Source organism: Sagittula sp., from assembly GCF_052825245.1.
On sequence record NZ_JBRBWD010000066.1, the window covers coordinates 36,436 to 59,689 of the forward strand.

Sequence of the window (23,254 nt, forward strand, 5' to 3'; positions counted from 1 at the left end):
CAAAGAACACGAGGTCCCAACATGCCTTTGGAAAAGACATTCAACGCCGCAGAGGCCGAACCGCGTCTCTCGGCCCGGTGGCTAGAGAGCGGCGCCTTCCGTGCCGGCGCCAACAAGTCGCGCGACGAGACGTTCTGCATCATGCTGCCGCCACCGAACGTGACCGGCGCGCTGCACGTGGGCCACGCCTTCAACCACACCCTGATGGACATCCTCGTCCGCTGGCACCGGATGCGCGGGTTCGACACGCTCTGGCAGCCCGGACAGGACCACGCGGGCATCGCCACCCAGCTTCAGGTCGAGAAGAAGCTGAAAGCGGAAAAGAACGTCCGCCGCACCGACCTGACGCGCGCCGACTTCCTGAACCACGTCTGGGACTGGAAGACGCAATACGGCGGCACGATCATCGAGCAGATGAAGCGCATCGGCGATTCCTGCGACTGGGACCGCAACGCCTTCACCATGTCCGGGGCGCCCGGTGCGCCGGAGGCCGACAGCCGCGGCAACTTCCACGATGCCGTCATCAAGGTCTTCGTGGACATGTACGATAAGGGCCTGATCTACCGCGGCAAGCGGCTGGTCAACTGGGACCCGCATTTCGAGACCGCCATTTCCGACCTGGAAGTGGAGAACATCGAGGTCGCGGGCCACATGTGGCACTTCAAGTATCCGCTCGCGGGCGGCGCGACCTACACCTACGTCGAGAAGGACGAGGACGGGAACGTCGTCTTCGAGGAAGAGCGCGACTACATCTCCATCGCCACCACCCGGCCCGAGACCATGCTGGGCGACGGCGCGGTGGCCGTGCATCCCTCGGACGAGCGCTATGCGCCCATCGTCGGCCAGTTCTGCGAGATCCCGGTCGGCCCGAAAGAGCACCGCCGCCTGATCCCGATCATCACCGACGAATACCCGGACCCGACCTTCGGCTCCGGTGCGGTGAAGATCACCGGCGCGCATGACTTCAACGACTACCAGGTGGCCAAGCGCGGCGACATCCCGATGTACCGCCTGATGGACCGCGCCGGTTACATGCGCGACGACGGCGCCCCCTACGCAGAGGCCGCCGCGATCGCCATGGAAGTGGCCAGGGGCGACCGCACCCTGACCGAGGCAGAGGCCGACCTCATCAACCTCGTGCCCGACCATCTGCGCGGGCTCGACCGGTTCGAAGCGCGCGATAAGGTCGTGGCAGAGATCACCGCCGAGGGCCTTGCCGTCATGACGGAGGCCACCGACCCGCGCCTTGGCAAGCCGGTCAAGGCACCGGTCGCACCCGAAGAAGGTGGCGAGGTCCGCACCGGCGAGGAGGAACTTGTCCCGCTGGTCGAGACCAAGCCGATCATGCAGCCCTTCGGCGACCGTTCGAAGGTGGTGATCGAGCCGATGCTGACCGACCAGTGGTTCGTCGATGCCGAGAAGGTCGTGGGTCCCGCGCTGGACGCCGTCCGCTCGGGCCGTATCCGGATCATGCCGGAATCGGGCGAGAAGACCTATTACCACTGGCTGGAGAACATCGAGCCGTGGTGCATATCGCGTCAGCTCTGGTGGGGCCACCAGATCCCCGTCTGGTACATCCCCGGCGAAGAGGACTGGTTCCCGATCTGCGCCGCAACCGAAGCCGAAGCGCTGGAAAAGGCCGTCGCCATGTCGGCCGAGGGCACGGAATTCCGCGTGGTCGCCGACGCCGCCGAGGCCGCCGAGGTGCTGGTTCAGGTGCGCGAGACCATGGACGTGGCGGACGAAGGCACGATCCGCACCTTCGACGGGCCGATGCAGCTGCCGATCTTCCGCGACCCGGACGTTCTGGACACCTGGTTCTCCTCCGGTCTCTGGCCCATCGGCACGCTGGGCTGGCCTGAGCCGACCGAGGAAATGAAGCGCTACTTCCCGACGGACGTGCTGATCACCGGCTCCGACATCCTGTTCTTCTGGGTGGCGCGGATGATCATGATGCAGCTTGCCGTGGTGGACGAGATCCCCTTCCACACCGTCTACCTGCACCAGCTCGTCCGCGACGAGAAGGGCAAGAAGATGTCCAAGACGACCGGCAACGTCATCGACCCGCTGGAAATCGTGGACGAATACGGCGCCGACGCCCTGCGGTTCACCAATGCATCCATGGCCTCCATCGGCGGTGTGCTGAAGCTGTCGGTCGACCGGATCGCGGGCTACCGGAACTTCGGCACGAAGCTCTGGAACGCCTGCCGCTTTGCGGAGATGAACCATGTCTTCGACGCGCACGAAAGCGCCGCGGACCCGGCCTGGGTGGTACCCGCGCAGCAGACGGTGAACAAGTGGATCGTCGGCGAAACCGCGCGCGTCCGCGAAACCGTCGACCTTGCGCTCAAGGAATACCGCTTCAACGACGCGGCCTCGGCGCTCTACGGCTTTGTCTGGGGCAAGGTCTGCGATTGGTACGTGGAGTTCTCCAAGCCGCTGTTCGACGCGGAGAATCCCGCCGTGGTGACGGAAACGCGCGCCACGATGGCATGGGTTCTGGACCAGTGCCTGATCATGCTGCACCCGATCATGCCCTTCATCACCGAAGAACTCTGGGGCACGCTGGGCACCCGCTCCAAGATGCTGGTGCACGCCGACTGGCCGACCTACACGGCCTCTGACGCGGTGGACGAGAAGGCCGATGCAGAGATGTCCTGGGTGATCGCGCTGATCGAGGGCGTCCGCTCTGCCCGCGCGCAGATGCACGTCCCGGCAGGTCTGTATGTCCCGACGCTGGTCAAGGGCATGTCCGACGACGAGCGTGGCGCGTGGCAGCGGAACGAGGTGCTGATCAAGCGCCTTGCGCGGATCGAAAGCATGGACGAGGTCGAAGCCTTCCCAAAGGGTTGCATCACCATTCCCGTGGGCGCCGCCACCCTCGCCCTGCCTCTTGCCGACATCATCGACGTCGCCGAGGAAAAGGCACGGCTCGAAAAGACGCTGGGCAAGCTGGCGAAGGAGCTGGGCGGTCTGCGCGGTCGCCTGAACAACCCGAAGTTCATCGAGTCCGCACCTGACGAAGTGGTGGGAGAGGCCCGCGAGAACCTCGCCGCGCGCGAGGCGGACGAGGCCAAGATCAAGGACGCGCTGGCCCGCCTTTCCGAACTGGGGTGATCCGAAAGGCGGCCCCTTCGCGGGGCCGCGGCCTTTCAGTCGAATGAACAGCAGTGACGCCGGTCAGACAATGGCCGGCGTCATGCGTATGAGGGTCGGTCCATTGGCGGCAAAGGCGGCGGTCAGGGCCTCCTGCAGCGCTGTCAGGCTGTCGGGCTGGACCGCCTGCGCGCCGTAGGCCCGTGCCAGCGCCAGCCAGTCCGGATTGCGCGCCACCACCGCGTTCGGCGCGATCTGGCTGCGCACCATGGCGTCCCGGATCTCTCCCAGTTCGGCGTTGTCCCAGACGAGAATCGGCAGCGGCATCCCCAGCTCAACGGCAGTGCCGAGCTCAGGCAGCGTATACTGCAGGCCGTAGTCGCCGAGGATCGCACAGGTGGGCAACCCTGGCCGCGCCACTGCGCCACCGATGGCGGCCGGCAGGGCATAACCCAGTGTCCCGAAGCCGTAGGGGTGATGCCAGTGGCCGGCGCGCGGCATGTCCCAGACCTCTTTCGCGCCGTATGCGAATTGCGTCATGTCCGAATAGATCATCGCGTCGTCCGGCATGGCCGCCTGAAGCGCCTCGGCCACCTCGACGATCCCGGGCCGCTCCGACATGACTTCCGCCCGCCACGCGGCGCGTTGCCGGGCCACCGCTGCAATATCCCAGCGCGGGCGCCGGTCTTCCGTCCGAGCGGGGATCGCCACGGCCATCGCGCGCAGCAACGCGCCCGCATCGCCCTGCACGGCCATGTCGCCCGCTTTCAACCCCGACAGCACCTCCGGATCAATGTCCACGCGGATCATGCGCCCGCTATGGCCCGGTTCGTCGCGCCAGAGGTCGACCTCCGACAGCTCCGTCCCCAGCGCCACGACCAGATCGGCCTGGGCGAAGACCTCTGCGCTGGAGGGCCGCGCGAGGAAGGAACCGAAGTGCAGAGGCGCCCCCTTCGGCACGATGCCCCGCCCCGCGTAGGTGGTGAAGCTGGCCGCGCCGGTCATGCGCAGCACATCCGCTGCGACCTCTGCACCGCCACGCGCTCCCCCGCCAAACACGAAGAGCGGTCTTTCCGCGGCAAAGACGGCGTTGACCACCTCGGTTATCCGGTTGTGCGAGACCTGCGGAAGCTGCGTTTCTTGCGCGGGCATGGGCGCCGGCCGCACGGCCTGTCCCAGAAGCGAGATCGGCACATGCAGCGCCTTGGGCCGGGGACGCGCAGCCGCGAACTCGCCAAGCGCGCGGTCGATCAGGGCATAGGCCGCTTCGGGAGTACGCGCCTCCTCCGACCAGTCGCAGACCGAGGCCCCCGCCCCCGTCTGGTTCAGCATCTGGTGCAACTGGCCACGCCGCGCCGCCACCTCGTCGAGGCAGGAGGCCACGGCCAGAACCGGCACGCTGTCGCTGTAGGCCTGCCCCAGCGCCGTCATCGCGTTCACGAATCCCGGCCCGGTGATCAGGTAGCAGACACCAGGCCGACCGGACGCCCGGGCGTATCCGTCCGCCATGAACCCCGCCCCCTGTTCGTGGCGCGCCAGGACGTGCCGCAGGCCCGCCTCTTCGATCCCGCGGTAAAGCTCCACGTTGTGCACGCCGGGGATGCCGAAGACGACCTCGACGCCACGCGCCTTCAGCGCATGGCTGATTTCTGCCCCAAGGGTTCGCATATCAACCTCTCCAGAATCTGATGGTGAACAGGGTGAACACGACCAGCAGCTCCAGCCGGCCTGCGAGCATGGCAAAGCTCAACACCCATTTCGCGGGATCCGACAACCCCGAGAAGTTGCCCGCCGGGCCGATCTGGTCGCCCAACCCCGGGCCGATGTTGGCCAGCGCGGTCGCCGCAGCCGACACCGCCGTGATAAAGTCGAGCCCAAGGAGGCTCAGCGTCACCGAAAGGATGCCCAGCGACACCACGAAGAACACGAAGAAACTCATCACCGAACTCATGACCTCAGGCCCGATGGGGCGGCCTTCGTAGCGCGGGATGAAGACGCCATGCGGGTCACGGATGCGGCGCAGCTGCACGCGGATGGAAGCAAACAGGAGCTGGTAACGGAAGATCTTGACCGAGCAGGCGGTCGACCCGGCGCAGCCCCCGATCAGGCCAATGAAGAAGAACATGGCGATCAGGAAGGCGCCCCACTGCATGTAGTCGACGCTGGAATAGCCCGTGCCGGAGATGATGGAGGTGATGTTGAACAGTGCCTCCCGGATCGCCTGTTCCGGATGATGCGGAAAGATCGACAGGAGCGTGATCGACGTGACGACCGCCAGCACCGCGATAACGCCGACGAAGGCGATCACCTGGCTGTCGCGAAACAGCGCGCGGTTGTTGCCGTTCATCATCTGGACGTAGCGGACGAACGGCAGGGCCGCGAGGATCATGAAGACCGAGGCCACGTATTCCGCCGGCCCGGAGAACACGCCGAAGGACGCGTCGTAATTGGCGAATCCCCCGGTGGACACGGTGGTCATCGCGTGCACCGTCGCGTCGAAGGCGTTCATGCCGGTCACGATGTATGCGATCGCGCAGAGCAGGGTCAGCGTGATGTAGATCGTCGAGATGGACGAGGAAATCTGGGTCGCGCGGGGAAGGATCTTGCCCATGGTTTCGAATGCCTCGGAGCGGAAGATCTGCATCCCGCCGACGCGCAGTTCCGGCAGGAAAACCATGGCGACGACGATGATCCCGACTCCGCCCAGCCATTGCAGCAGCCCCCGCCACAGCAACAGGCCCTTGGGCAGGTCGTCGAGCCCGGAGAAGACGGTGGATCCGGTGGTGGTCATGCCCGACATCGCTTCGAAATAGGCATCCGTGAAACTGGCCTCCGTCGCGCCCAGCACGAAGGGCATGGCGCCGAACACCGGCAGCGCCGCCCAGACGCCCGTCGTCAGCAGGAAGGTCTGCTGGATCGTCAGCCCCTCCTGCACGCGGTTGGCACAGGCAAGCGCGATCAACCCGCCGGTGATCATCGTGATGATCGCGCTTTCGAGGAACACATGCCATTCCCCCCGCCCTTCCGCTAGGTCAACAAGCATCGGGAGCAGCATGCAGGCACCCAATGCGGTGACCAGCAGGCCGATGACATAGGCGACAGGGCGGATATCGAACATGACCGGAGCCTTGGGGCGCGCGGGCGATGCTGTCAAGCTGCGCAAGACCGCTCTACCCCTCATGCCGCGCTGACCACGGCGGCGCCCAGGTCAGCGCCTCTTCGGCAAAGCTGACCTCGTCCGGAGTGACCGTCTCGGGGTTGTCGAGAAGGGCCGCGTAGAAATGCGTCTCATCCGGGATCCGTTCGGACGCGAAGAACAGGGGCGAACCGCAGGTGCCGCAGAATCCGCGCGTTATGCCCTCGCTGCTGCTGAAGAGGGTCGGCACACCGCTCAGCCAGCGCCAGGCGCCGTCCGGATGCCCGATGAATGTCGTGACCGGAGAAGCCGTCGCTCTGCGGCAGCTTTCACAGTGGCAATGTCCAACCCAATTGTGCGGGCCGGTCAGCTCGAAGACACATGCCCCGCAAAGGCAATGACCCGTCACCCTGTCCAATCCGTCCCCCGTGAAGCGTCCGGCCAAGGTGCTTGGCCAGCGCCCCGGGGTCAAGCGTGGAACAGGTCGCGGAACACGTGCGGCAGGATGTCGTCGCGCGTCAGGCCGATGCGCTCCAGGTCGGAATCGCTGAGCGTTTCCAGCTGGATTATCTCGCGCAGGCGGGCGCGTCTGAGGGTGCCGGGATTGAAGCCCAACCCGCGTTCGGCGAGGAACCAGTCGATCTTGCTGTAAAGAGAAACATGTCCGATCCGGACTTGCACATTGTCACGAGTCATTCAGGAAACCTTTTCCTAGCGGTTGCTGGTTTCCTCCCACGCCCCTCAACCTAGCACGGTTCTCCTTCATGAAACGTAACAGTTTTGGATTCGTGCAGGTGAAGCGGCCCGGTGCGCAAGAAAACGCCCGCCACAGGGGCGGGCGCGTTGTTCTTCTTCTCGGACCGGATCAGCCGACGTGGAACAGCGTGGAGAACAGCCGCGGGTCGAGGCTTTCTGCCTTGAAGAGGTCGCCTTCAGTCAGAACCGACACCGCATCGTGGCTGTGCAGGCTTTCCTGGTGGCTGGCGACGACGCGGAAATCACCGACACGGGAATCTGCCAGCAACTGCTCGGCGAACAGCCGCGCCGCGTCTTCGACGAAGATCGGGTTGGCGGCGTTCAGCTCTGCAAAGGCCTGCTCGTCCTCGCGCTTGACCATGACCTGCGTCTCGGTCGGCACGGCGCGTCGGCACATGTCGATCAGGTCCTCGAACCACAGGCAGTCGCCCGGCTTCACCTCGACCGACAGACGCGCCACGGACCGCTGCGAATGCGGGGTCGCCAGTTGCCCGCGCTCCCGACGTGCGTGCTCCGACAGTTCCAGCGAACAGGGGCAGGTCGACGAATAGACATAGTCCAGGTGGAAGATCTTCCGGCGGACGCCGTCCGTCTCGACCAGTTCCAGCGCGATGTCGTAATACTGGTAGCCCGACAGCCCGGACCGCAGGCTCTCTACCTTCACGGGGAAGGAGAACGCCATGTCGATGCGCGCGTCGAAACTTTCCAGATCGGTCTTGTAGTCGTCCAACGCGGCCTCGATCACGCCGAAGCTGAAGGTCTTTTCCGCATGCGCATAGAAGGAGCGCATGATCCGGCTCATGTTGATGCCCTTCTTGTCGGCATCGAGGCTGACGGTCCCGGTCACCGAGGTTTCCAGCATCAGCGCGCCGTTGTCGCGTGTGCGGTAGTGGATCGGCAGGCGGAAGTTCGAGATGCCGACGTGCTGGATCACACGATTGGCTCCACGGATCAGCGAAGACGGGCCGTTCTGCAGGTCAGGCAGCGAAGCGCGGTAGTCCGCGTCGACCTCGAAGCCTTCCGGGAAGGTGCGGGACAGATCGGGATAACCGTCCACCTCGGCATCCGGCGCAAGCCTTTTCAAAGCGGGATCGAGCGCGTCGATCTCACTGTCATGAGCCTTGCCCGTCCATTGACGCAGGACCGCAAGTGCGGCCTCTGCCTCTTCGCGACTCGGCTTCCGGTCGATTTCCGGCGTGTGTACATTCATGTAGGGTTGTCCCCCGCCCATTACTTCCACCGCCTAACTTAAGTCCGAGGGGCGGAAAATCCAACATCGACTAGTCTACGTGTCATTCCGCCCTCCGGTTCACTCTTAATGCGACCTTATGCAGACTCAAGCGCCTGAAGAAGGTCTTCGAGGATGTCCTGCGTGTCCTCCAGACCCACCGACAGACGCACCAGACCCGGCGTGATGCCAAGAATGTCCTTCTGTTCCTGCGGCAGACGCTGGTGCGTCGTCGTGGCGGGATGGGTCGCGATGGTCTTGGCGTCCGCGAAATTGTTGGAAATCAGAACCGTCTGGAGCGCGTTGAGGAAGCGGAAGCACGCCTCCTTGCCGCCCTTGATGTCGAAGCAGAAGACCGTGCCGCCGGCCTCCGACTGCGACTGCGCCAGTGCGTGCTGCGGATGCGCCGCATGCGTCGGATACCGCACGTAATTCAGTTTTTCGTGACCGTTCAGCGCCTCGACCAGTTCCAGCGCGCCTTGCGACTGCGCACGGACACGCAGTTCCAGCGTCTCAAGCGCCTTGAGATGCGTCCAGGCGGTGAACGGGTTCATCGCGCCGCCGGTGTGCTTCATATAGGCTTCGATCGGCCCGCGGATCAGTTCCTTCGTGCCACAGATCATGCCGCCCAGCATCCGCCCCTGCCCGTCCACGTGCTTCGTGGTGGACACGATGGAGATGTCGGCACCGCACGCCCGGGCATACGAATAGACCGGCGTGGCCATGGCGTCGTCGCAAAGCACCAGAGCGCCCTTCGCATGGGCGACCTTGCAGACATGCGCGAGGTCGATCACCTCCAGCGTCGGGTTGGAAATGGATTCGAGGAAGACCAGCCGCGTGTCGTCGCGAATCGCCGCCTCCCAGGCCGCGTTGTCCGTGCCGTCGATCAGGGTGATCTCCACGCCGAAGCGGGCCAGCACGTCCTCCAGCACGTAAAGGCACGACCCGAACAGCGCGCGCGAGGCCACAACGTGGTCTCCGGACTTGGTCAGCGCCATCAGCGCCCCGTTCACCGCCGCCATGCCCGACGCGCAGGCGAATCCATCCTCGAACCCGAGGTAGCCGGACAGGCGCTCCTCGAACATGCGCATGGTCGGGTTGCCGTAGCGGGCATAGATGAACTCGTCGTCGCCCGCCTTGACGAAACGGGCCTCGGCGGCCTCTGCCGTCTCGTAGACGAATCCCTGCGTCAGGAAGACCGCTTCCGACATTTCGCCCCACTGGCTGCGTTTCGTGCCGCCATGCACCAGCCGGGTGCGTTTGCTGCGTTCCATGTTGTTGATCCTTCCAACAAAAAAGCCCCGTTTCGGCCAAGCGAAAGGGGGCTTTCGGCTGACCTCTTTAGCGGCTTCTGACGGGTCTGGTCTATCGTGCCCGAAGTGCCGAAACGCAACGCCTCACACTCCTGCCCGACATACGTGATGCCCGCCGTGGCCCGCAATCCGGTAACAAATCGCCACGCGGGCACGCATAGAGACCTTAAGGACACATTTCAAGAGCGTCACACAGCGGTCACCGCGCTTTCATCAATGTTTCGCAGGCTGGGCGTACGGGTCATCCACAAGATGTAGTGGGACGCTGCCATGCCAATGCTACGCATCACTGTGACGGACGGCAAAGCGCGCCTGCATGGCGCCACGGCGCCGCTGTCCCCGACCCTGCGCCGGGCGCTGGCAGAGGACCCCGGCCCGGTGACCGTCATGGTACACGGCTACAAGTACCTGCCCGGCCACCCCCGACACTGCCCGCACGACACGATCTTTGCCCGCGCCCCTTCGGTCACCGATCCCCGCGTGATCGGCTGGCCGCGCCATCTGGGCCTGCGCGGGCAGCAGGGCGAGGGTCTCGGCATCTCCTTCGGATGGAATGCACGGGGCACGATCTGGGACGCCCACGCAGAGGCCGCGGTGGCTGGAGAAGCCCTGGCGCACCTTCTGGCCGAGATACGGCGGCACGCACCGGCGCGACCCGTGAACCTTGTGGCGCATTCGCTGGGCGCGCGGGTTGCCCTGACCGCCATCGCATCCGGCAGGCCCGGCGCGATCACCCGGGCCGTCCTTCTGGCCGCAGCGGAATACGCCGGAGTTGCCCAAGATGCCCTGACCGGCGCGTCGGGGCGGGCAACGCAGGTGCTGAACGTCACCAGCCGCGAGAACGACCTGTACGATTTCCTGATGGAACGGCTGGTGGCACCGGACAAGCCGAACGACAGGATGCTGGGCCACGGCAACCCCGCCCTGCCCAACCTCGTGACGCTGCAACTGGACGACGCCGCCAGCCTTGAGGCCCTGCGCGACGCGGGCTTTCCAATCGCCGAACCGCAGCGGCTGGTCTGTCACTGGTCGCCCTACCTGCGCGCCGGGGTCTTCCCGCTCTATACCGCGTTCCTGTCGAACGCCCTTCCGCTTGGCCGCCTGCGCGCGCTCCTGCCGGAGGCGGGAACGCCCCGCTGGTCGCGCATCCTGCCACGCCTGCCCCTGCGCACGCCGCTTGGCCTGCCCGCCGAATGACCTTTCGCATCGCCCGTATTTCAAGATACGGCCATTTACCGCTGAACAATTTGCCCGGAAGGTAACTTTGCATCGATCCGCATGTTGCGTTTGACCGCCAAGGCCACGCATCATGATGCGGACAGCAAGGAGCCCCAGCCCAAGTGTACGAATTCCTTTTTCAGGCCTCAGTCTTCCTCGCCGCCGCGGTGATCGCGGTGCCCATCGCCGCCCGACTGGGCCTTGGCTCGGTCCTTGGATACCTGCTGGCCGGGATCGTGATCGGGCCGGGCCTTGGCCTTGTGGCGAATACCGACGACCTCCGTCATTTCGGGGAGTTCGGCGTCGTCTTGATGCTGTTCCTCATCGGTCTGGAACTGGAACCCCGGGCGCTCTGGGACATGCGGCACCGGCTGATCGGCCTCGGCGGGCTGCAGATCGTACTGACCACCACGGCCATCATGCTGGGCGCAATCGCGATGGATCTGGCATGGCAGACGTCGCTTGCCGTCGGCATGACGCTGGCGCTGTCCTCGACTGCCATCGTGCTGCAGACGCTGTCGGAAAAGGGCCTGATGCAGACCAATGGCGGGCGCTCTGCGTTTTCCGTTCTGTTGACGCAGGACATCGCGGTGATCCCGATGCTGATCGCCCTGCCCCTGCTGGCGGTCATGCCCTCCGTCGCGATCAACCCCGATGGCAGCATCCGCCGCGCCACCGACGCGGAACAAGCTACCGAGCACGCCGGTGACGGCCACGGCGCGGCCATGTCGCTGGTTGACGGCCTGGAAGGCTGGCAGGCCGCGCTGGTCACGCTGGGGATCATCGCGGTCATCATCCTGGCGGGCATCTACGGCGCCCGCCCGCTCTTCCGGTTCATCCACTCCGCGCGCCTGCAGGAGATGTACACTGCCGTCGCCCTGCTGATCGTCATCGGCATCGCCTTCCTGATGACACTTATCGGCCTCTCCCCGGCGCTTGGCACTTTCCTTGCGGGCGTGGTGCTGGCGAACTCCGAATTCCGGCACGAACTGGAATCGAGCATCGAGCCGTTCAAGGGCCTGCTGCTTGGTCTGTTCTTCATCACCGTCGGCGCGGGCATCGATGTGGAGCGCCTTGCGGCAGAGCCGTTCCTTGTCGTCGGCCTCGCCGTGGCGGTCATCTTCATCAAGGGCGCCGTCCTCTACGGCCTCGGACGGGCCTTCGGACTGGGCCGCCGCGGGCTTTGGCTGTTCACGCTTGGGCTGGCGCAGGCGGGCGAATTCGGTTTTGTCCTCGTGTCCTTCGCGCTGCAACTCAACGTCTTCCCGGAGCCGCTGGCGGACCGGCTGCTTTTGGTCGTCGCCCTGTCGATGATGATCACGCCGCTCCTGTTCCTGCTTTTCGACCACCTCGCACGCAAATTCCAGGAGAACGCCGAGACAGCCGAGGCGGACGAGATCGACGAGGAAGGCCCGGTCATCATCGCCGGCATCGGCCGCTTCGGGCAGGTCGTGAACCGGCTGGTGCAAAGCTCGGGTTACCGGACAGTGGTGCTCGATCACGACATGCAGACCATCCAACTGATGCGCCGCTTCGGGTTCAAGGGCTTCTTCGGCGACCCCACGCGGCCCGAACTGCTGCACGCTGCGGGGCTGGGGTCGGCGCGGGTTTTGGTGGCGGCGCTGGACGACCACAAGGCAACGACCAAGCTGGTGGCCTATGCCCGGCGCATCCGGCCCGACCTGCACATCGTTGCCCGCGCCCGCGACCGCAACCACGTCTACGCCCTCTACCAGGCCGGGGCCGACGACATCGTGCGCGAGATGTTCGACAGTTCGCTGCGCGCTGGCCGCTACGTGCTGGAGAACATTGGGATGAGCGAATACGAGGCCGCCATCGCCGAGGAGACCTTCTACCACCACGACCGCCACACGGTCCGCGAACTGGCGAAATTGTGGAATCCCGCCGTCCCGGCTTCCGAAAACGAGCCCTATATCGCCCGCGCCAAGGAGCTGGAGAAGGAACTGGAGACCGCCCTCTTCACCGCGCTGGACGAACGCGGGAAGAAGGACGTGGCATAACGACGGCACGGCTGAAGGGCCGCTAGCCACGCACGGACAAAGAAAAAGGCGCCCCACAACGGGGCGCCTTTTTCAATTCGTTTCAGACAAGCCGTTACGCGGCGCGCAGGCCCAGGACCTCGTCCACCTGCTTGGCAGCCGCAGCTTCGTCGCCGGTCACGGCCGCGACTTCGCGGGTCAGACGCTCCAGCGCCGCTTCGTACAGCTGACGCTCGGAATAGGACTGTTCGCGCTGGTCGTCGGCGCGGTGCAGGTCGCGCACCACTTCGGCAATCGCTATCAGGTCGCCCGAGTTGATCTTCTGCTCGTACTCCTGTGCGCGGCGCGACCACATCGCCCGCTTCACCTTGGCCTTGCCCTTCAGCGTCTTCATCGCCTCGCTCACCACGTCAGGGGAGCTGAGCGACCGCATACCGACTTCCGATGCCTTGTGCGTGGGAACGCGCAGGGTCATCTTGTCCTTCTCGAAGGAGATCACGAAGAGCTCGAGGCTGATGCCGGCGATCTCCTGCTCCTCGATCGACACGATCTGTCCGACGCCGTGCGCCGGGTAGACCACGTAGTCGTTAGGACGGAATTCGGATTTTTTCGCTTTGGTCATATATTTCGTTCCTCGCAGCACCGACACGGAAAGCGCAGGGCAGAGACAGCAGAGACACAAAAAGTGCGCGGCAATCGTTGCGATTCCCGTTCACTTGGTCGTATCGTCGGTTATCAGGCCCCCAGAGGCAGTTCAGGCATTGAGCCCTGCGCAAGATGTCATCACGTAGACCAGATTTATAACATAAAATCGGTCGGGCTCCTAGCATCCTGCCTCGCCGGGGAATAACGCATCAAATCAATGCGTTGTCCCTCTTGGCACAGGTCATGCAGAAGAAACCCGCCGAATCGCCGACTCACCCGGTCGGCCCCGCGAACGATGGTCGGCGGGTACTCGGCACCGGGTCAGGCGCGGGTAAGGAAGAGGGTCAGCCCCCCTCGCCCGGTTTCTCCGAGAAGTACTTGTTCACCTTGTCGGTCTCGCCGTCGCGCTCTTCGGCGCCTGGCAGCGGGTCCTTCTTGGTGATGATGACGGGCCATTCCTCGGAGTACTTGCGGTTGAACTCGACCCATTTCTCCATGTCTGGCTCGGTGTCCGGGCGGATGGCGTCAGCGGGGCATTCCGGTTCGCAGACGCCGCAGTCGATGCACTCGTCAGGATGGATGACCAGCATGTTCTCGCCCTCGTAGAAACAATCCACCGGGCAAACCTCGACGCAGTCGGTGTATTTGCAGGCGATACAATTGTCGATGACGACGTAGGTCATGAGCGATCCTCACTCGGGCAGGTTTCCGGTCTGACTAATCCAGCGGTGCGGATCATTCAAGCGCAGAGGACCTCGACTTTTCGTACTGCCGCCGGTCCTTCTTGGTGGGGCGTCCGCCGTGTTCGATCACGGGTGCAGAAGGGTCGCGTTCACGCGGTGCGGGCGGATCGAGGTCTTCGTAGAGTTCGCGGGCCTCAGGCGCCGGGCCGCGCCGCACGCCATGTGCCACCACACGGATGACCCTGACATCCTTGCCCTGCGCGAAGGTCAGGACGTCGCCCGAGGCAACGCCGAACGCCGGTTTGGCGATCGGATGTCCGTTCACGCGTACCCCGCTGGCGACCACTTTGGCCGCCAACGAGCGTGTCTTGAAAAAGCGCGCATGCCAAAGCCACTTGTCGATGCGGATCTTCGACTGCGGAGCCTCCGACAACTCAGTCCTTGCCCTTCAGTCCCATCAGAGCCGCAGCAAACGGGTTGTCCGGGTCGATGGGCTTTTCCTTGCGGGGCGGGCGCGATTCGAAAGTCTTCGGGCCGCGGTCGCCTTTCGGCCCGCCCTTGCCCTTCGGACCGCCTTTGCCCTTGGGTCCCTTGCCGCGGGGCTTGTCGCCACCGCCACGCTCGTCGCGACGGCCACCGCCGGTGCCCTGCGCGTCGCGGCGCGGCTTGCCGCCGCCCCGACGCTGCTGGTTGCCGCGATTGCCGCCCCAGGTGAAGGTGTAGAACACTTCCGTCTCGGCACCGGCCACAGCGGCGTCCGGCACTTCGCCCGGCAGGATCTCCTCTTCCGGTGTCTCGGGAACGGCGTTCTCGTTGCTGGCGTCGTCCGTGTGTTCCGCAGGCTCGGCAGAGACCGGGGCCTCGCCCTCGTCCTCGAGCTGGGCAACAGGTTCGGCCACATCGGCGGGCTGGGGCGCTTCGTCCGCACCGGGCTCGAGCGTCGGCGGAGTCTCGGCGGCCACGTCCATCACCGGCGTATCTTCCGGAAGGTGGGTCGCGTCGCCTTCGACCTGCTCGCCGGTTTCCGGCTCCAGCACCGTATCGACCGGCTTGACCTTGCTGCGTTCGCCCTTCTCGGCGCGGTAGCCCAGGCCCTGCATCAGGTCGGCGAACTGCTCCAGCGTCATGCCGGTGATCGACAGCATGTCGGCCTTCGCCTCGAACCCGCTGCGCGAATCCTCGCTGCGGAGCATGTCGGCCAGACGTTCGAGCATGTCGATCCGGATCGCCCGGGCCCCGGCCTTGCGGTAGCCCGCCAGCGCGTAGTGCTGCGCCGGAACGTCATCGATGTTCGGAACGGTCACCAGTCCGGGCGGCGGCGCCTCGGGGAATTCGTCCAGCCCGTTCGACAGCGACCACAGCACGAGGCGCAGGCGCGTCGGTGCGGGCTTCAGCAGAAGCGGCATGAAGATGGTGAACTGGCCGAACCGCACACCGTGCTTGCGCAGCGACCCGCGCGCGTCCTGATCCAGCGACTTGACCTCATCGGCCACGTCTGCGCGGGGTATGACGCCCATCGCCTCGACCAGCCGGAAGGCAAAACCGCGCGCCAGACCGGTCAGGGTCTCGTCACCTTCCATCTTCAGCAGCGGCTCGAACAGCGCGGCGATCTTGCGGTCCATGAAGTGCTGGAGACGACGCTCCACCTTGGAGGCCACGTCCGGCCCCGCCTCTTCATCGACGAAGGCAACGACCCGCGGCTTCAGGGGGCTGTCGCCCTTGGCAAGCTTGCCCACCGCCTGGTCGCCCCACATGAGGCCGCCCTGCTCGGTAAAGTCGATCTCCGTGTCGGGCGCATTGTAGAAGCGGTCGGCGCGCAGGTGAAAATGCGGGGTCAGCGCCTGCAGGCTCGCCTGTCGGAGGGTCTTCGCCTCCTGGCCCTGCGCGTCCTTGTCCTGGCGGAACCGGAACCCCTCAAGCTTGCCAACCACGTGACCTTCGACGGTCACCTCACCCTGATCGTTCACATCGGCCAAGAGGGCCTCCTTCTGTTTCAACCGGCGAAGCAGAACACTGGTCCGCCGATCTACAAATCTCTGAGTCAGGCGCTCGTGCAGAGCGTCCGACAGTCGATCTTCTACAGCGCGAGTGGCCCCGCGCCAATGCTCTTCGTCACGCGTCCACCCACGTCGCTGCGCCACATAGGTCCATGTGCGGATATACGCCAGTCGTTTCGACAATGTGTCAATGTCGCCATCCGTCCGGTCAATACGTGCCACCTGCCGCGCCATGAAATCGTCCGGCACCTGCCCGCGTTCGTGCAGGTGTCCGAAGATAACGCCCAGCAGCCCGGCATGTTCCGCTGCACTGATCCCGCGGAAGTCGGGCACGCGGCAGACATCCCACAACAGCCGCACCGACTCGACACTGGACGCCCGGGCGCGCACCTCTGCCTCGGACGCGAGCCCGCGCAGGGCGCGCAGGTCGTCGGCTTCGCGCGCCTTCGACAGCATCGGATGGTCGGGCGAGACCTCCAGCGAATGTTCCAGCGCCTCGATGGAGGCGAAGTTCAATGCCGCGCTGCGCCACTGCAGCTTCTTCAGCGGCGTGAAGGAGTGGTTGCAGATCGCCTCGACCACCTCTTCGGGCAAGGGCGAGGCCTCTCCGGTGACGCCGAAGGTGCCGTCGGACATGCCGCGCCCGGCCCGGCCGGCGATCTGTGCCAGTTCGTTGGGCATCAGGGGCCGCATGCGCCGCCCGTCGAACTTCGTCGTGGAGGAAAACGCAACGTGGTCGATGTCGAGGTTCAGCCCCATACCGATGGCATCGGTGGCCACCAGATAATCGACCTCGCGATTCTGGTAGAGATCGACCTGCGCGTTCCGCGTCCGCGGCGACAAAGCGCCCATGACCACGGCCGCGCCGCCCTTCTGCCGCTTCAGCAGCTCGGCGATGGCATAGACGTTGTCGACGGAGAAACCGACAATGGCCGTGCGCGGCTGCAGGCGGCTGATCTTCTTCGACCCGGTGTAGACAAGCTGCGACATGCGCTCGCGCCGGACGAACTCCACGCCCGGAACAAGCTGACCAATCGGCCCGCGCATGGTGTCGGAGCCGAGGAACAGGGTTTCATGCGTGCCGCGCATCCGCAGCAGCCGGTCGGTGAAAACATGGCCCCTCTCCGGATCGGCACAAAGCTGGATCTCGTCGATGGCGACAAGGTCGGCGCCCATGCCTTCGGGCATCGCCTCGACCGTGCACACCCAGTACTGGGCGCGCGGCGGCACGATGCGTTCCTCGCCGGTGACAAGCGCCACCACCGAAGGGCCGCGCACCGCCACGATCCTGTCATAGACTTCGCGGGCCAGCAGACGCAGCGGCAAACCGATGACACCAGTCCTGTATGCCAGCATACGCTCGATGGCGTAGTGGGTCTTGCCCGTGTTGGTCGGGCCTAGAACGGCCGCGATCCGTGCTCTCTGCGCCATGCGCCCCACTCGGTCCGTCCCTGATTACAGAGACACACCCTTTACCTTGCTTTCCAGCCGCTCGAGCGCGTTTTCCACGTCCTCGTCATGCGGCCTGAGCTCAAGTACCCGCTCATAGGCCCGATAGGCAAGCGCCTCATGGCCAACCTGTTCGTGGATCGCGCCCACACCGCGCAGCGCGCCGAAGTGGTCGGGGTTGAGCGCCAGCACGCGCTCCAGCGCGTCCATCGATTCGCCCAGCCGCTCTTCCTCGAAGTAGGCCAGCGCCAGCCCGTGCCAGCCTTCGGCGAACTCCGGCGCGTGATCTGTCAGCGCCCGGAAATGTTCGAGCGCCGCATCGAGATCCTCGACCTCAAGCGCGTCCCGGCCCCGCTTCAGCAGCAGGTCCATCGCCGGGGAGCCGGTCTTCGACCACTCCGTGATGATCTGGTTTTCCAGCCGCTGCGCCGCGGTCTCTGAGTCCGCGCCCTGAAGCTCCGACATGAGCTCGTCAAGGCGCTCATCCGCCGATACCGCGAATGGTACGGAAATCATGACTGTGGCAAGAATTGCCGTGACGGTATTTTTGAATTCCATGTCACCCGTGCTCATAACCTGCCATGAGTGTAGCGCCCGTGCGCCGAATTTGAAGCGCACGATTTAGAGAGAAAGCACCAAGGAGTCTCTTATGAGCGAAGTTGTGACCAAGGCGGTGGCCGCCCTGCAGGAAAAGATGGCCGGCGAGTCCTTCGACGGCTCTGCGAAATTCGTCATCGAGGGCGAAGGCAGCGTGATCATCGAGGGCGACACCGTCCGCGAGGGCGACGATGCGACCGATGTCACCCTGACCGCCGACCGCGACACGTTCGAGGCCATTCTTTCAGGCGACCTTAACCCGACTGCTGCATTCATGGGCGGCAAGCTCGCGGTCGATGGCGACATGTCGGCTGCAATGCGCCTTGCCGGAGTGCTTGCCTGATGTCTCTGACCCCCGCGCCTTTCTACGCAGATCTGTCCGAAGGTCCCGAAGGCTCCCGTGCCTTCTGGGTCGAGGCGCCGGATCTGCTGCGGTTGCGTATCGCGCATTTCCCGTCGCAGGGAACGCGGGGGACTGTCCTGCTCTTTCCGGGGCGGACCGAATACGTCGAGAAATACGGCCGCACCGCCGCGGCCCTTGCCGAGGCCGGGTATCACACGCTGGCCATCGACTGGCGCGGACAGGGGCTGGCCGACCGGATGCTGGAAGACCCGCGCACCGGCCACGTCGGCCTGTTCGAGGACTACCAGCACGACGTCGCGGCGATGAAGGCCATTGCCAAGGTGCTTGACCTGCCGCGTCCGCTGCACCTGATCGCCCATTCCATGGGCGGCTGCATCGGCCTGCGGTCGGTGATGGACGGGCTGCCGGTGGCCTCTGCCGTGTTCACCGGCCCGATGTGGGGCATCCGCATCGCCAACCCGGTCCGGCCCGCCGCCTGGGCGATCAGCCGGGTGTCGAAGTCCGTGGGTCTGGGCCACGTCTACGCGCCGGGCACGGGGGCCGACAGCTACGTCGCCTCGGCCGAGTTCGAGGACAACCTCCTGACACGCGACCCGGACATGTGGGACTACATGCGCCGCCAGGTGCTGGCCCATCCGGAGCTGCAACTGGGGGGCCCCTCCCTGCACTGGCTGCACGAGGCGCTGGCGGAGACGCGCTCGCTTGCGCGCCGCCCCTCGCCGCAACTTCCCTGCATCTGCTTCTGCGGATCGAACGAACGCATCGTCGACGTGGACCGCATCCGCACCCGCATGGCCAACTGGCCCGGCGGACGGCTGGACATGGTGCCCGCGGGCGAGCACGAGATCATGATGGAAGTGCCCTCCACCCGCGAGCGCGTGGTGTCGGAGATCGTCGCGCTGTTCGACAGCGCCGGCGAGGCACAGGCCCTCACCGCCTGAGTTCCCTGAAGCGGTTTCGCCGCGCTGGCGCGCGACGATCCACGCGGCCTGCGGCCGCGCAACGGGGCCCTGCCCCGCACCCCGAGGTATTTCCGCCAAGATGAAGGGCAGCCACTGAAGGCGGGCGCCGTTGCGGCGAACTGGCCTGCGATACTGGCTTCGGGTTTGCGGCGGTTTAGATCTGCGGCATGACCGGGCCTGTCCTCACCTTCACCGACCGCGGGATCTACTGCCCTGCCGGGGATTTCTTCATTGACCCGTGGCGTCCGGTGGCGCGTGCGCTGATCACGCACGGCCATGCGGATCATGCGCGCCCGGGGCATGGATCGTACCTGGCCACCGAGGCCGCGCTGCCGGTCATGCGCCACCGCCTGGGTGAGATCAGCGCGGAGGGGATCCGCTACGGCGAGGCGCGGCGCATCGGGGATGCCACCGTGTCCTTCCACCCTGCAGGCCATCTGCCCGGCTCGGCTCAGGTTCGGGTCGAAGTGGCGGGCCAGGTCTGGGTGGCGTCCGGCGACTACAAGACCACGGACGACGGCTTCTGCGAGCCCTTCGAGCCTGTCCGCTGCCACGCCTTCATCACCGAGTGCACCTTCGGCCTGCCGGTGTTCACCTGGGCACCGCAGGCGGAGGTCGCCAAGGAAATCAACGCGTGGTGGCAGGCCTGCGCGGACGAGGGCAAGACGGCGCTGCTGGGCGCCTATTCGCTGGGGAAGGCGCAGCGGCTCCTGTCGCTTCTCGATCCGATCGGGCCGATCCTGACGCATGGCGCGGTGGAGGCGACGAACGAGGTGTTGCGCGGCCAGGGATATAGCCTGCCCGACACCACGCATGTCACGCCGGACCTCGACCTGAAGGCGTTGAAGACCCCGCTGGTGATCGCCCCGCCCTCGGCGCTTGGCGGGCAATGGGTGCGGCGTTTCCGGAATGCATCCACGGGGTTTGCCTCCGGCTGGATGCGGCTGCGGGGCATCCGCCGCCGACGCGCCATGGACCGCGGATTTGTGCTTTCCGATCACGCCGACTGGCCGGGCCTACAGGAGGCGATCAAGGCCACCGGCGCGGAAACCGTATTTGCGACACATGGTTACACCGAGATCTTCGCACGCTGGCTGAGCGAGCAAGGCTATGACGCCCATGTCGTCCCGACCGAGTTCGGCGGCGAGGCGGACGATGCGGAGTCTGCGGCATGAAACGCTTCACCCGGCTGTTCACCGCCCTCGACCAGACCACGAAAACATCCGTGAAAACAGAAGCCTTGGCGGATTACTTCCGGCACGCACCGGACGAGGACAAGCTGTGGTGCATCGCGCTGTTTTCCGGCCGCCGCCCCAAGCGCGCGGTCAATGCCACGGAACTGCGCGGCCTTGCGGCAGAGCGCGCCGGCATCCCGCTTTGGCTGTTCGAGGAGAGTTATCCCATCGTCGGCGATCTGGCGGAAACCATCGCGCTGGTCCTGCCGCCCCCGGAGCGGGACAGCGATTACTCGTTGAGCCATTGGATCAATGCGTTGCGGGACCTTAACCGTCTTCCGCTTGAAGAGCGCAAGCCGAAGATCGTCGCCGCCTGGGACCAGCTCGATACGCCGCAGCGCTTCCTGTTCACCAAGTTACTGACCGGGGGCTTCAGGCTTGGCGTCAGCCGCAAGCTGATGACCCGCGCCCTCGCCCAGGCCACCGGGCAGGACGAGGCGGCGCTGGCGCTCAAGCTGATGGGAAGCTGGACGCCGGACACCACGACCTTCCACGATCTTGTCGAACGCGACGACCCCGCCGCCGATGCCTCGCGCCCCTATCCGTTCTACCTGGCCTACCAACTGGAGGACCCGCCCGAGGCGTTAGGGCCGCCGGAGGATTGGCAGGCAGAGTGGAAATGGGACGGCATACGCGGCCAGCTGATCCTGCGCGACGGGCAGCACCACCTCTGGTCGCGGGGCGAGGAGCTGCTGACCGACCGGTTCCCTGAGTTCGCGCGGGCGGCAGACTTCCTGCGTGACGGCTGTGTCTTCGACGGCGAGATTCTTGCGTGGCGCGATGGCCCGCTGCCGTTTGCCACGCTGCAACCCCGCATCACGCGCAAGACCGTGTCGAAGAAGCTCCTGAAGGACGCGCCGGTCACGCTTCTGGCCTATGATCTGCTGGAGCACGAGGGCTGCGACATCCGCGACCTGCCGCTGTCGGAACGGCGCGCACGGCTGAACGGCCTGCTGGCGGACCTGCCCCCTGACGCGCCCGTCCGCCTGTCGCCGGCCCTGCCCTTCGACAACTGGGACACACTGGCGCAGACCCGCAGCACGTCACGCGAACACCGCTCCGAAGGGCTAATGCTGAAGCGGCTGAACGCCCCTTACCTTTCCGGGCGCAAGAAGGGCGACTGGTGGAAGTGGAAGCTCGACCCGCTGACGGTCGACGCGGTGATGATCTATGCCCAACAAGGCCACGGGCGGCGCGCCAACCTGTTCACCGACTTCACCTTTGCCGTCTGGAAGGGCAACGAACTGGTGCCTTTCACCAAGGCCTACTCCGGCCTGACCGACAAGGAGTTCGACGAGATCACACACTGGGTCCGCCGCAACACGCTGCAACGCTTTGGCCCGGTCCGGCAGGTGCGTCCCGAACACGTCTTCGAAATCGCCTTCGAGGGCATCCAGGCCAGTCCGCGCCACAAGTCCGGAATCGCCCTGCGGTTTCCGCGCATGGCCCGCTGGCGGCGCGACAAGCCGGTGGCGGAGGCGAACACGCTGGGCGACCTGCAGGAGATGCTGTCCGCCTACGGCTGAACCGGCGGAGCGGCGCCCATCAAGCGGCAAAAATCGTGCCGTTCCGGCCACATGCGGGGGCCGGAGGCATGCGGCGACCTTCCCTATGCCATCCACTCGTGGCTTTTATTCCTCGTCTCACTCAGGGGCTCATGATGCAGCGATTCCTCGGGCCCTTGGTCGCCCTTTCCCTGGCCGCTCCGCTGGCCACACAGGCGGCAGAGCCTGAACAAACGTCCTCGCTCGGTGGATTCAGCTACCACGGGACGCTGTCCATCGGCACGACGGACATGAAGCCCGGGCCGGGGATCGGCTTTGCGGATGTGACCTTTGGCGTGCCGCTGACGTCCCGCGCGCCACTGACCTTCGAATTCGGCACCTACCTGTTCTCGCTCGACGGCAAGCGCCCGCACGAGACTTACGCCGCCTTCGCCTGGGACGGGCGGTACAAGCTGGGGGCGCTGCGCCCGGCCTATGACGCCGTGCTCCCGTCGGTCTTCGAGGACACGGCGCCCTTCCTCGCCTACAGCCGGGCCGAGTACACCCGCGCCTACAACACGGTCGAGGCGATGCGGCGCACGGCGGTCCCGTGGGGCCTGTCCGCCGAGGGCAGCGCCGGCGGTTTCGACTGGATCGTTTCCCTCCACGACGCGTCGAAAGGCGACTTCCGCTCCGCCTCCGCGGCGTTGACGTGGAACGGGGACAGCTACCGGCTGATGGCCGCCGTCGAAAGCGTCTGGACCGGCGAAAACGACCATATCGCCACAAGCTCCAAGTTCGGCGGCACCTACCTGTTCGACCGGGGCGAAGTCGGGCTGGCGTACCTGCATCCTGAGGCCAACGAACGGCCCGACGCGGTGGCGTGGCACATGCGCGTGCCGCTTGCCGACCGGATCGGGATGGAGGCCATGGGCGAGTTCACCGAAGATGCGACCGACGATGCCTACGGGCTCGCCGTCGACTACAGCTTCAGGGAGTTCGGCAAGGTCACGATTGCGGCCACAGACGGGGCGCTCCACCCCGGGCTGCACGCCACCTACAGCCTGAAGTTCTGAGACCCTAAGGTCGCA

General features: G+C 65.5%; 19 protein-coding genes. 8 read left to right on the forward strand and 11 right to left on the reverse strand.

The genetic code is table 11. From position 1 onward, the window contains the following. Positions 1–21: 21 nt before the first annotated feature. Complete coding sequence (locus ACU0DV_RS26690; RefSeq protein ID WP_446240964.1) at positions 22–3,117, forward strand: valine--tRNA ligase; 3,096 nt, start codon at positions 22–24, stop codon at positions 3,115–3,117. 63 nt (positions 3,118–3,180) lie between these two features. On the opposite strand, the gene ACU0DV_RS26695 is transcribed toward ACU0DV_RS26690, so the two are convergent. The 6 genes from ACU0DV_RS26695 to ACU0DV_RS26720 form a co-directional block, all read right to left on the reverse strand. Next, positions 3,181–4,764: a thiamine pyrophosphate-binding protein gene (locus ACU0DV_RS26695; RefSeq protein WP_446240965.1), complete on the reverse strand. Its 1,584-nt coding sequence runs from the start codon at positions 4,762–4,764 to the stop codon at positions 3,181–3,183. 1 nt (position 4,765) lies between these two features. Then, positions 4,766–6,214 (reverse strand): TrkH family potassium uptake protein, encoded by a 1,449-nt coding sequence (locus ACU0DV_RS26700; RefSeq protein ID WP_100929944.1) that lies wholly within the window; start codon positions 6,212–6,214, stop codon positions 4,766–4,768. Positions 6,215–6,266: 52 nt separating this feature from the next. Continuing rightward, positions 6,267–6,641 (reverse strand): GFA family protein, encoded by a 375-nt coding sequence (locus tag ACU0DV_RS26705; protein ID WP_446240998.1) that lies wholly within the window; start codon positions 6,639–6,641, stop codon positions 6,267–6,269. A gap of 59 nt (positions 6,642–6,700) precedes the next feature. Further along, on the reverse strand, positions 6,701–6,928 hold the full coding sequence (locus ACU0DV_RS26710) for a hypothetical protein (protein ID WP_100929942.1): 228 nt from the start codon (positions 6,926–6,928) through the stop codon (positions 6,701–6,703). Between the two features lie 169 nt (positions 6,929–7,097). Continuing rightward, positions 7,098–8,198 (reverse strand): GTP cyclohydrolase FolE2, encoded by a 1,101-nt coding sequence (folE2, locus tag ACU0DV_RS26715; protein WP_100929941.1) that lies wholly within the window; start codon positions 8,196–8,198, stop codon positions 7,098–7,100. 116 nt (positions 8,199–8,314) lie between these two features. Continuing rightward, positions 8,315–9,490: an aminotransferase class I/II-fold pyridoxal phosphate-dependent enzyme gene (locus ACU0DV_RS26720; RefSeq protein ID WP_100929940.1), complete on the reverse strand. Its 1,176-nt coding sequence runs from the start codon at positions 9,488–9,490 to the stop codon at positions 8,315–8,317. 315 nt (positions 9,491–9,805) lie between these two features. Here ACU0DV_RS26720 and ACU0DV_RS26725 point away from each other — a divergent pair, with 315 nt between their 5' ends. Next, a complete protein-coding gene (locus ACU0DV_RS26725; RefSeq protein WP_446240967.1) occupies positions 9,806–10,726 on the forward strand; it encodes a T6SS effector phospholipase Tle3 domain-containing protein in 921 nt (306 codons plus the stop codon). Positions 10,727–10,869: 143 nt separating this feature from the next. Then, on the forward strand, positions 10,870–12,768 hold the full coding sequence (locus ACU0DV_RS26730; protein ID WP_370312436.1) for a cation:proton antiporter domain-containing protein: 1,899 nt from the start codon (positions 10,870–10,872) through the stop codon (positions 12,766–12,768). A gap of 94 nt (positions 12,769–12,862) precedes the next feature. Here ACU0DV_RS26730 and ACU0DV_RS26735 read toward each other — a convergent pair whose 3' ends face one another. The 5 genes from ACU0DV_RS26735 to ACU0DV_RS26755 form a co-directional block, all read right to left on the reverse strand. Further along, positions 12,863–13,369 carry a CarD family transcriptional regulator gene (locus ACU0DV_RS26735; protein WP_100929937.1) on the reverse strand — a complete coding sequence of 169 codons (507 nt, stop codon included), beginning with the start codon at positions 13,367–13,369 and terminating at the stop codon, positions 12,863–12,865. A 367-nt stretch (positions 13,370–13,736) separates the two neighbouring features. Further along, positions 13,737–14,075: a ferredoxin FdxA gene (gene fdxA, locus ACU0DV_RS26740; RefSeq protein WP_100929936.1), complete on the reverse strand. Its 339-nt coding sequence runs from the start codon at positions 14,073–14,075 to the stop codon at positions 13,737–13,739. Between the two features lie 52 nt (positions 14,076–14,127). Beyond that, positions 14,128–14,508, reverse strand: a complete 381-nt coding sequence (locus ACU0DV_RS26745; protein ID WP_100929935.1) for an RNA-binding S4 domain-containing protein — start codon at positions 14,506–14,508, stop codon at positions 14,128–14,130. Between the two features lies 1 nt (position 14,509). After that, the gene (locus ACU0DV_RS26750) at positions 14,510–17,503 is read right to left on the reverse strand and encodes a helicase-related protein (protein ID WP_446240968.1); all 2,994 of its coding nucleotides are present in this window, start codon (positions 17,501–17,503) and stop codon (positions 14,510–14,512) included. Positions 17,504–17,527: 24 nt separating this feature from the next. Next, complete coding sequence (locus tag ACU0DV_RS26755) at positions 17,528–18,079, reverse strand: tetratricopeptide repeat protein (RefSeq protein ID WP_446240969.1); 552 nt, start codon at positions 18,077–18,079, stop codon at positions 17,528–17,530. A 91-nt stretch (positions 18,080–18,170) separates the two neighbouring features. On the opposite strand from ACU0DV_RS26755, the gene ACU0DV_RS26760 reads away from it, so the two are divergent. From ACU0DV_RS26760 to ACU0DV_RS26780, 5 genes are all read left to right on the forward strand, one after another. Further along, positions 18,171–18,461 carry an SCP2 sterol-binding domain-containing protein gene (locus ACU0DV_RS26760; protein WP_446240970.1) on the forward strand — a complete coding sequence of 97 codons (291 nt, stop codon included), beginning with the start codon at positions 18,171–18,173 and terminating at the stop codon, positions 18,459–18,461. Continuing rightward, positions 18,461–19,423 (forward strand): alpha/beta fold hydrolase, encoded by a 963-nt coding sequence (locus tag ACU0DV_RS26765; RefSeq protein WP_446240971.1) that lies wholly within the window; start codon positions 18,461–18,463, stop codon positions 19,421–19,423. Before ACU0DV_RS26760 ends, ACU0DV_RS26765 begins: the two co-directional genes overlap by 1 nt. Positions 19,424–19,611: 188 nt before the next feature. Further along, on the forward strand, positions 19,612–20,619 hold the full coding sequence (locus tag ACU0DV_RS26770) for a ligase-associated DNA damage response exonuclease (RefSeq protein ID WP_446240972.1): 1,008 nt from the start codon (positions 19,612–19,614) through the stop codon (positions 20,617–20,619). Continuing rightward, positions 20,616–22,205: an ATP-dependent DNA ligase gene (locus tag ACU0DV_RS26775; protein WP_446240973.1), complete on the forward strand. Its 1,590-nt coding sequence runs from the start codon at positions 20,616–20,618 to the stop codon at positions 22,203–22,205. The genes ACU0DV_RS26770 and ACU0DV_RS26775 overlap by 4 nt, the downstream gene beginning before the upstream one ends. A gap of 134 nt (positions 22,206–22,339) precedes the next feature. Continuing rightward, positions 22,340–23,239 carry a hypothetical protein gene (locus tag ACU0DV_RS26780; RefSeq protein ID WP_370312442.1) on the forward strand — a complete coding sequence of 300 codons (900 nt, stop codon included), beginning with the start codon at positions 22,340–22,342 and terminating at the stop codon, positions 23,237–23,239. The last annotated feature ends 15 nt before the right edge of the window (positions 23,240–23,254 follow it).

Excerpts from the sequence above, each read along its gene's own strand:
- ACU0DV_RS26765 (WP_446240971.1), top strand. The coding sequence starts at position 18,461 with ATGTCTCTGACCCCCGCGCCTTTCTACGCAGATCTGTCCGAAGGTCCC.
- ACU0DV_RS26755 (WP_446240969.1), bottom strand. The coding sequence starts at position 18,079 with ATGGAATTCAAAAATACCGTCACGGCAATTCTTGCCACAGTCATGATT.
- ACU0DV_RS26720 (WP_100929940.1), bottom strand. The coding sequence starts at position 9,490 with ATGGAACGCAGCAAACGCACCCGGCTGGTGCATGGCGGCACGAAACGC.
- ACU0DV_RS26770 (WP_446240972.1), top strand. The coding sequence starts at position 19,612 with ATGACCGGGCCTGTCCTCACCTTCACCGACCGCGGGATCTACTGCCCT.
- ACU0DV_RS26695 (WP_446240965.1), bottom strand. The coding sequence starts at position 4,764 with ATGCGAACCCTTGGGGCAGAAATCAGCCATGCGCTGAAGGCGCGTGGC.
- ACU0DV_RS26780 (WP_370312442.1), top strand. The coding sequence starts at position 22,340 with ATGCAGCGATTCCTCGGGCCCTTGGTCGCCCTTTCCCTGGCCGCTCCG.
- folE2 (WP_100929941.1), bottom strand. The coding sequence starts at position 8,198 with ATGAATGTACACACGCCGGAAATCGACCGGAAGCCGAGTCGCGAAGAG.
- ACU0DV_RS26775 (WP_446240973.1), top strand. The coding sequence starts at position 20,616 with ATGAAACGCTTCACCCGGCTGTTCACCGCCCTCGACCAGACCACGAAA.
- ACU0DV_RS26690 (WP_446240964.1), top strand. The coding sequence starts at position 22 with ATGCCTTTGGAAAAGACATTCAACGCCGCAGAGGCCGAACCGCGTCTC.
- ACU0DV_RS26725 (WP_446240967.1), top strand. The coding sequence starts at position 9,806 with ATGCTACGCATCACTGTGACGGACGGCAAAGCGCGCCTGCATGGCGCC.
- fdxA (WP_100929936.1), bottom strand. The coding sequence starts at position 14,075 with ATGACCTACGTCGTCATCGACAATTGTATCGCCTGCAAATACACCGAC.
- ACU0DV_RS26710 (WP_100929942.1), bottom strand. The coding sequence starts at position 6,928 with ATGACTCGTGACAATGTGCAAGTCCGGATCGGACATGTTTCTCTTTAC.
- ACU0DV_RS26750 (WP_446240968.1), bottom strand. The coding sequence starts at position 17,503 with ATGGCGCAGAGAGCACGGATCGCGGCCGTTCTAGGCCCGACCAACACG.
- ACU0DV_RS26760 (WP_446240970.1), top strand. The coding sequence starts at position 18,171 with ATGAGCGAAGTTGTGACCAAGGCGGTGGCCGCCCTGCAGGAAAAGATG.
- ACU0DV_RS26735 (WP_100929937.1), bottom strand. The coding sequence starts at position 13,369 with ATGACCAAAGCGAAAAAATCCGAATTCCGTCCTAACGACTACGTGGTC.
- ACU0DV_RS26700 (WP_100929944.1), bottom strand. The coding sequence starts at position 6,214 with ATGTTCGATATCCGCCCTGTCGCCTATGTCATCGGCCTGCTGGTCACC.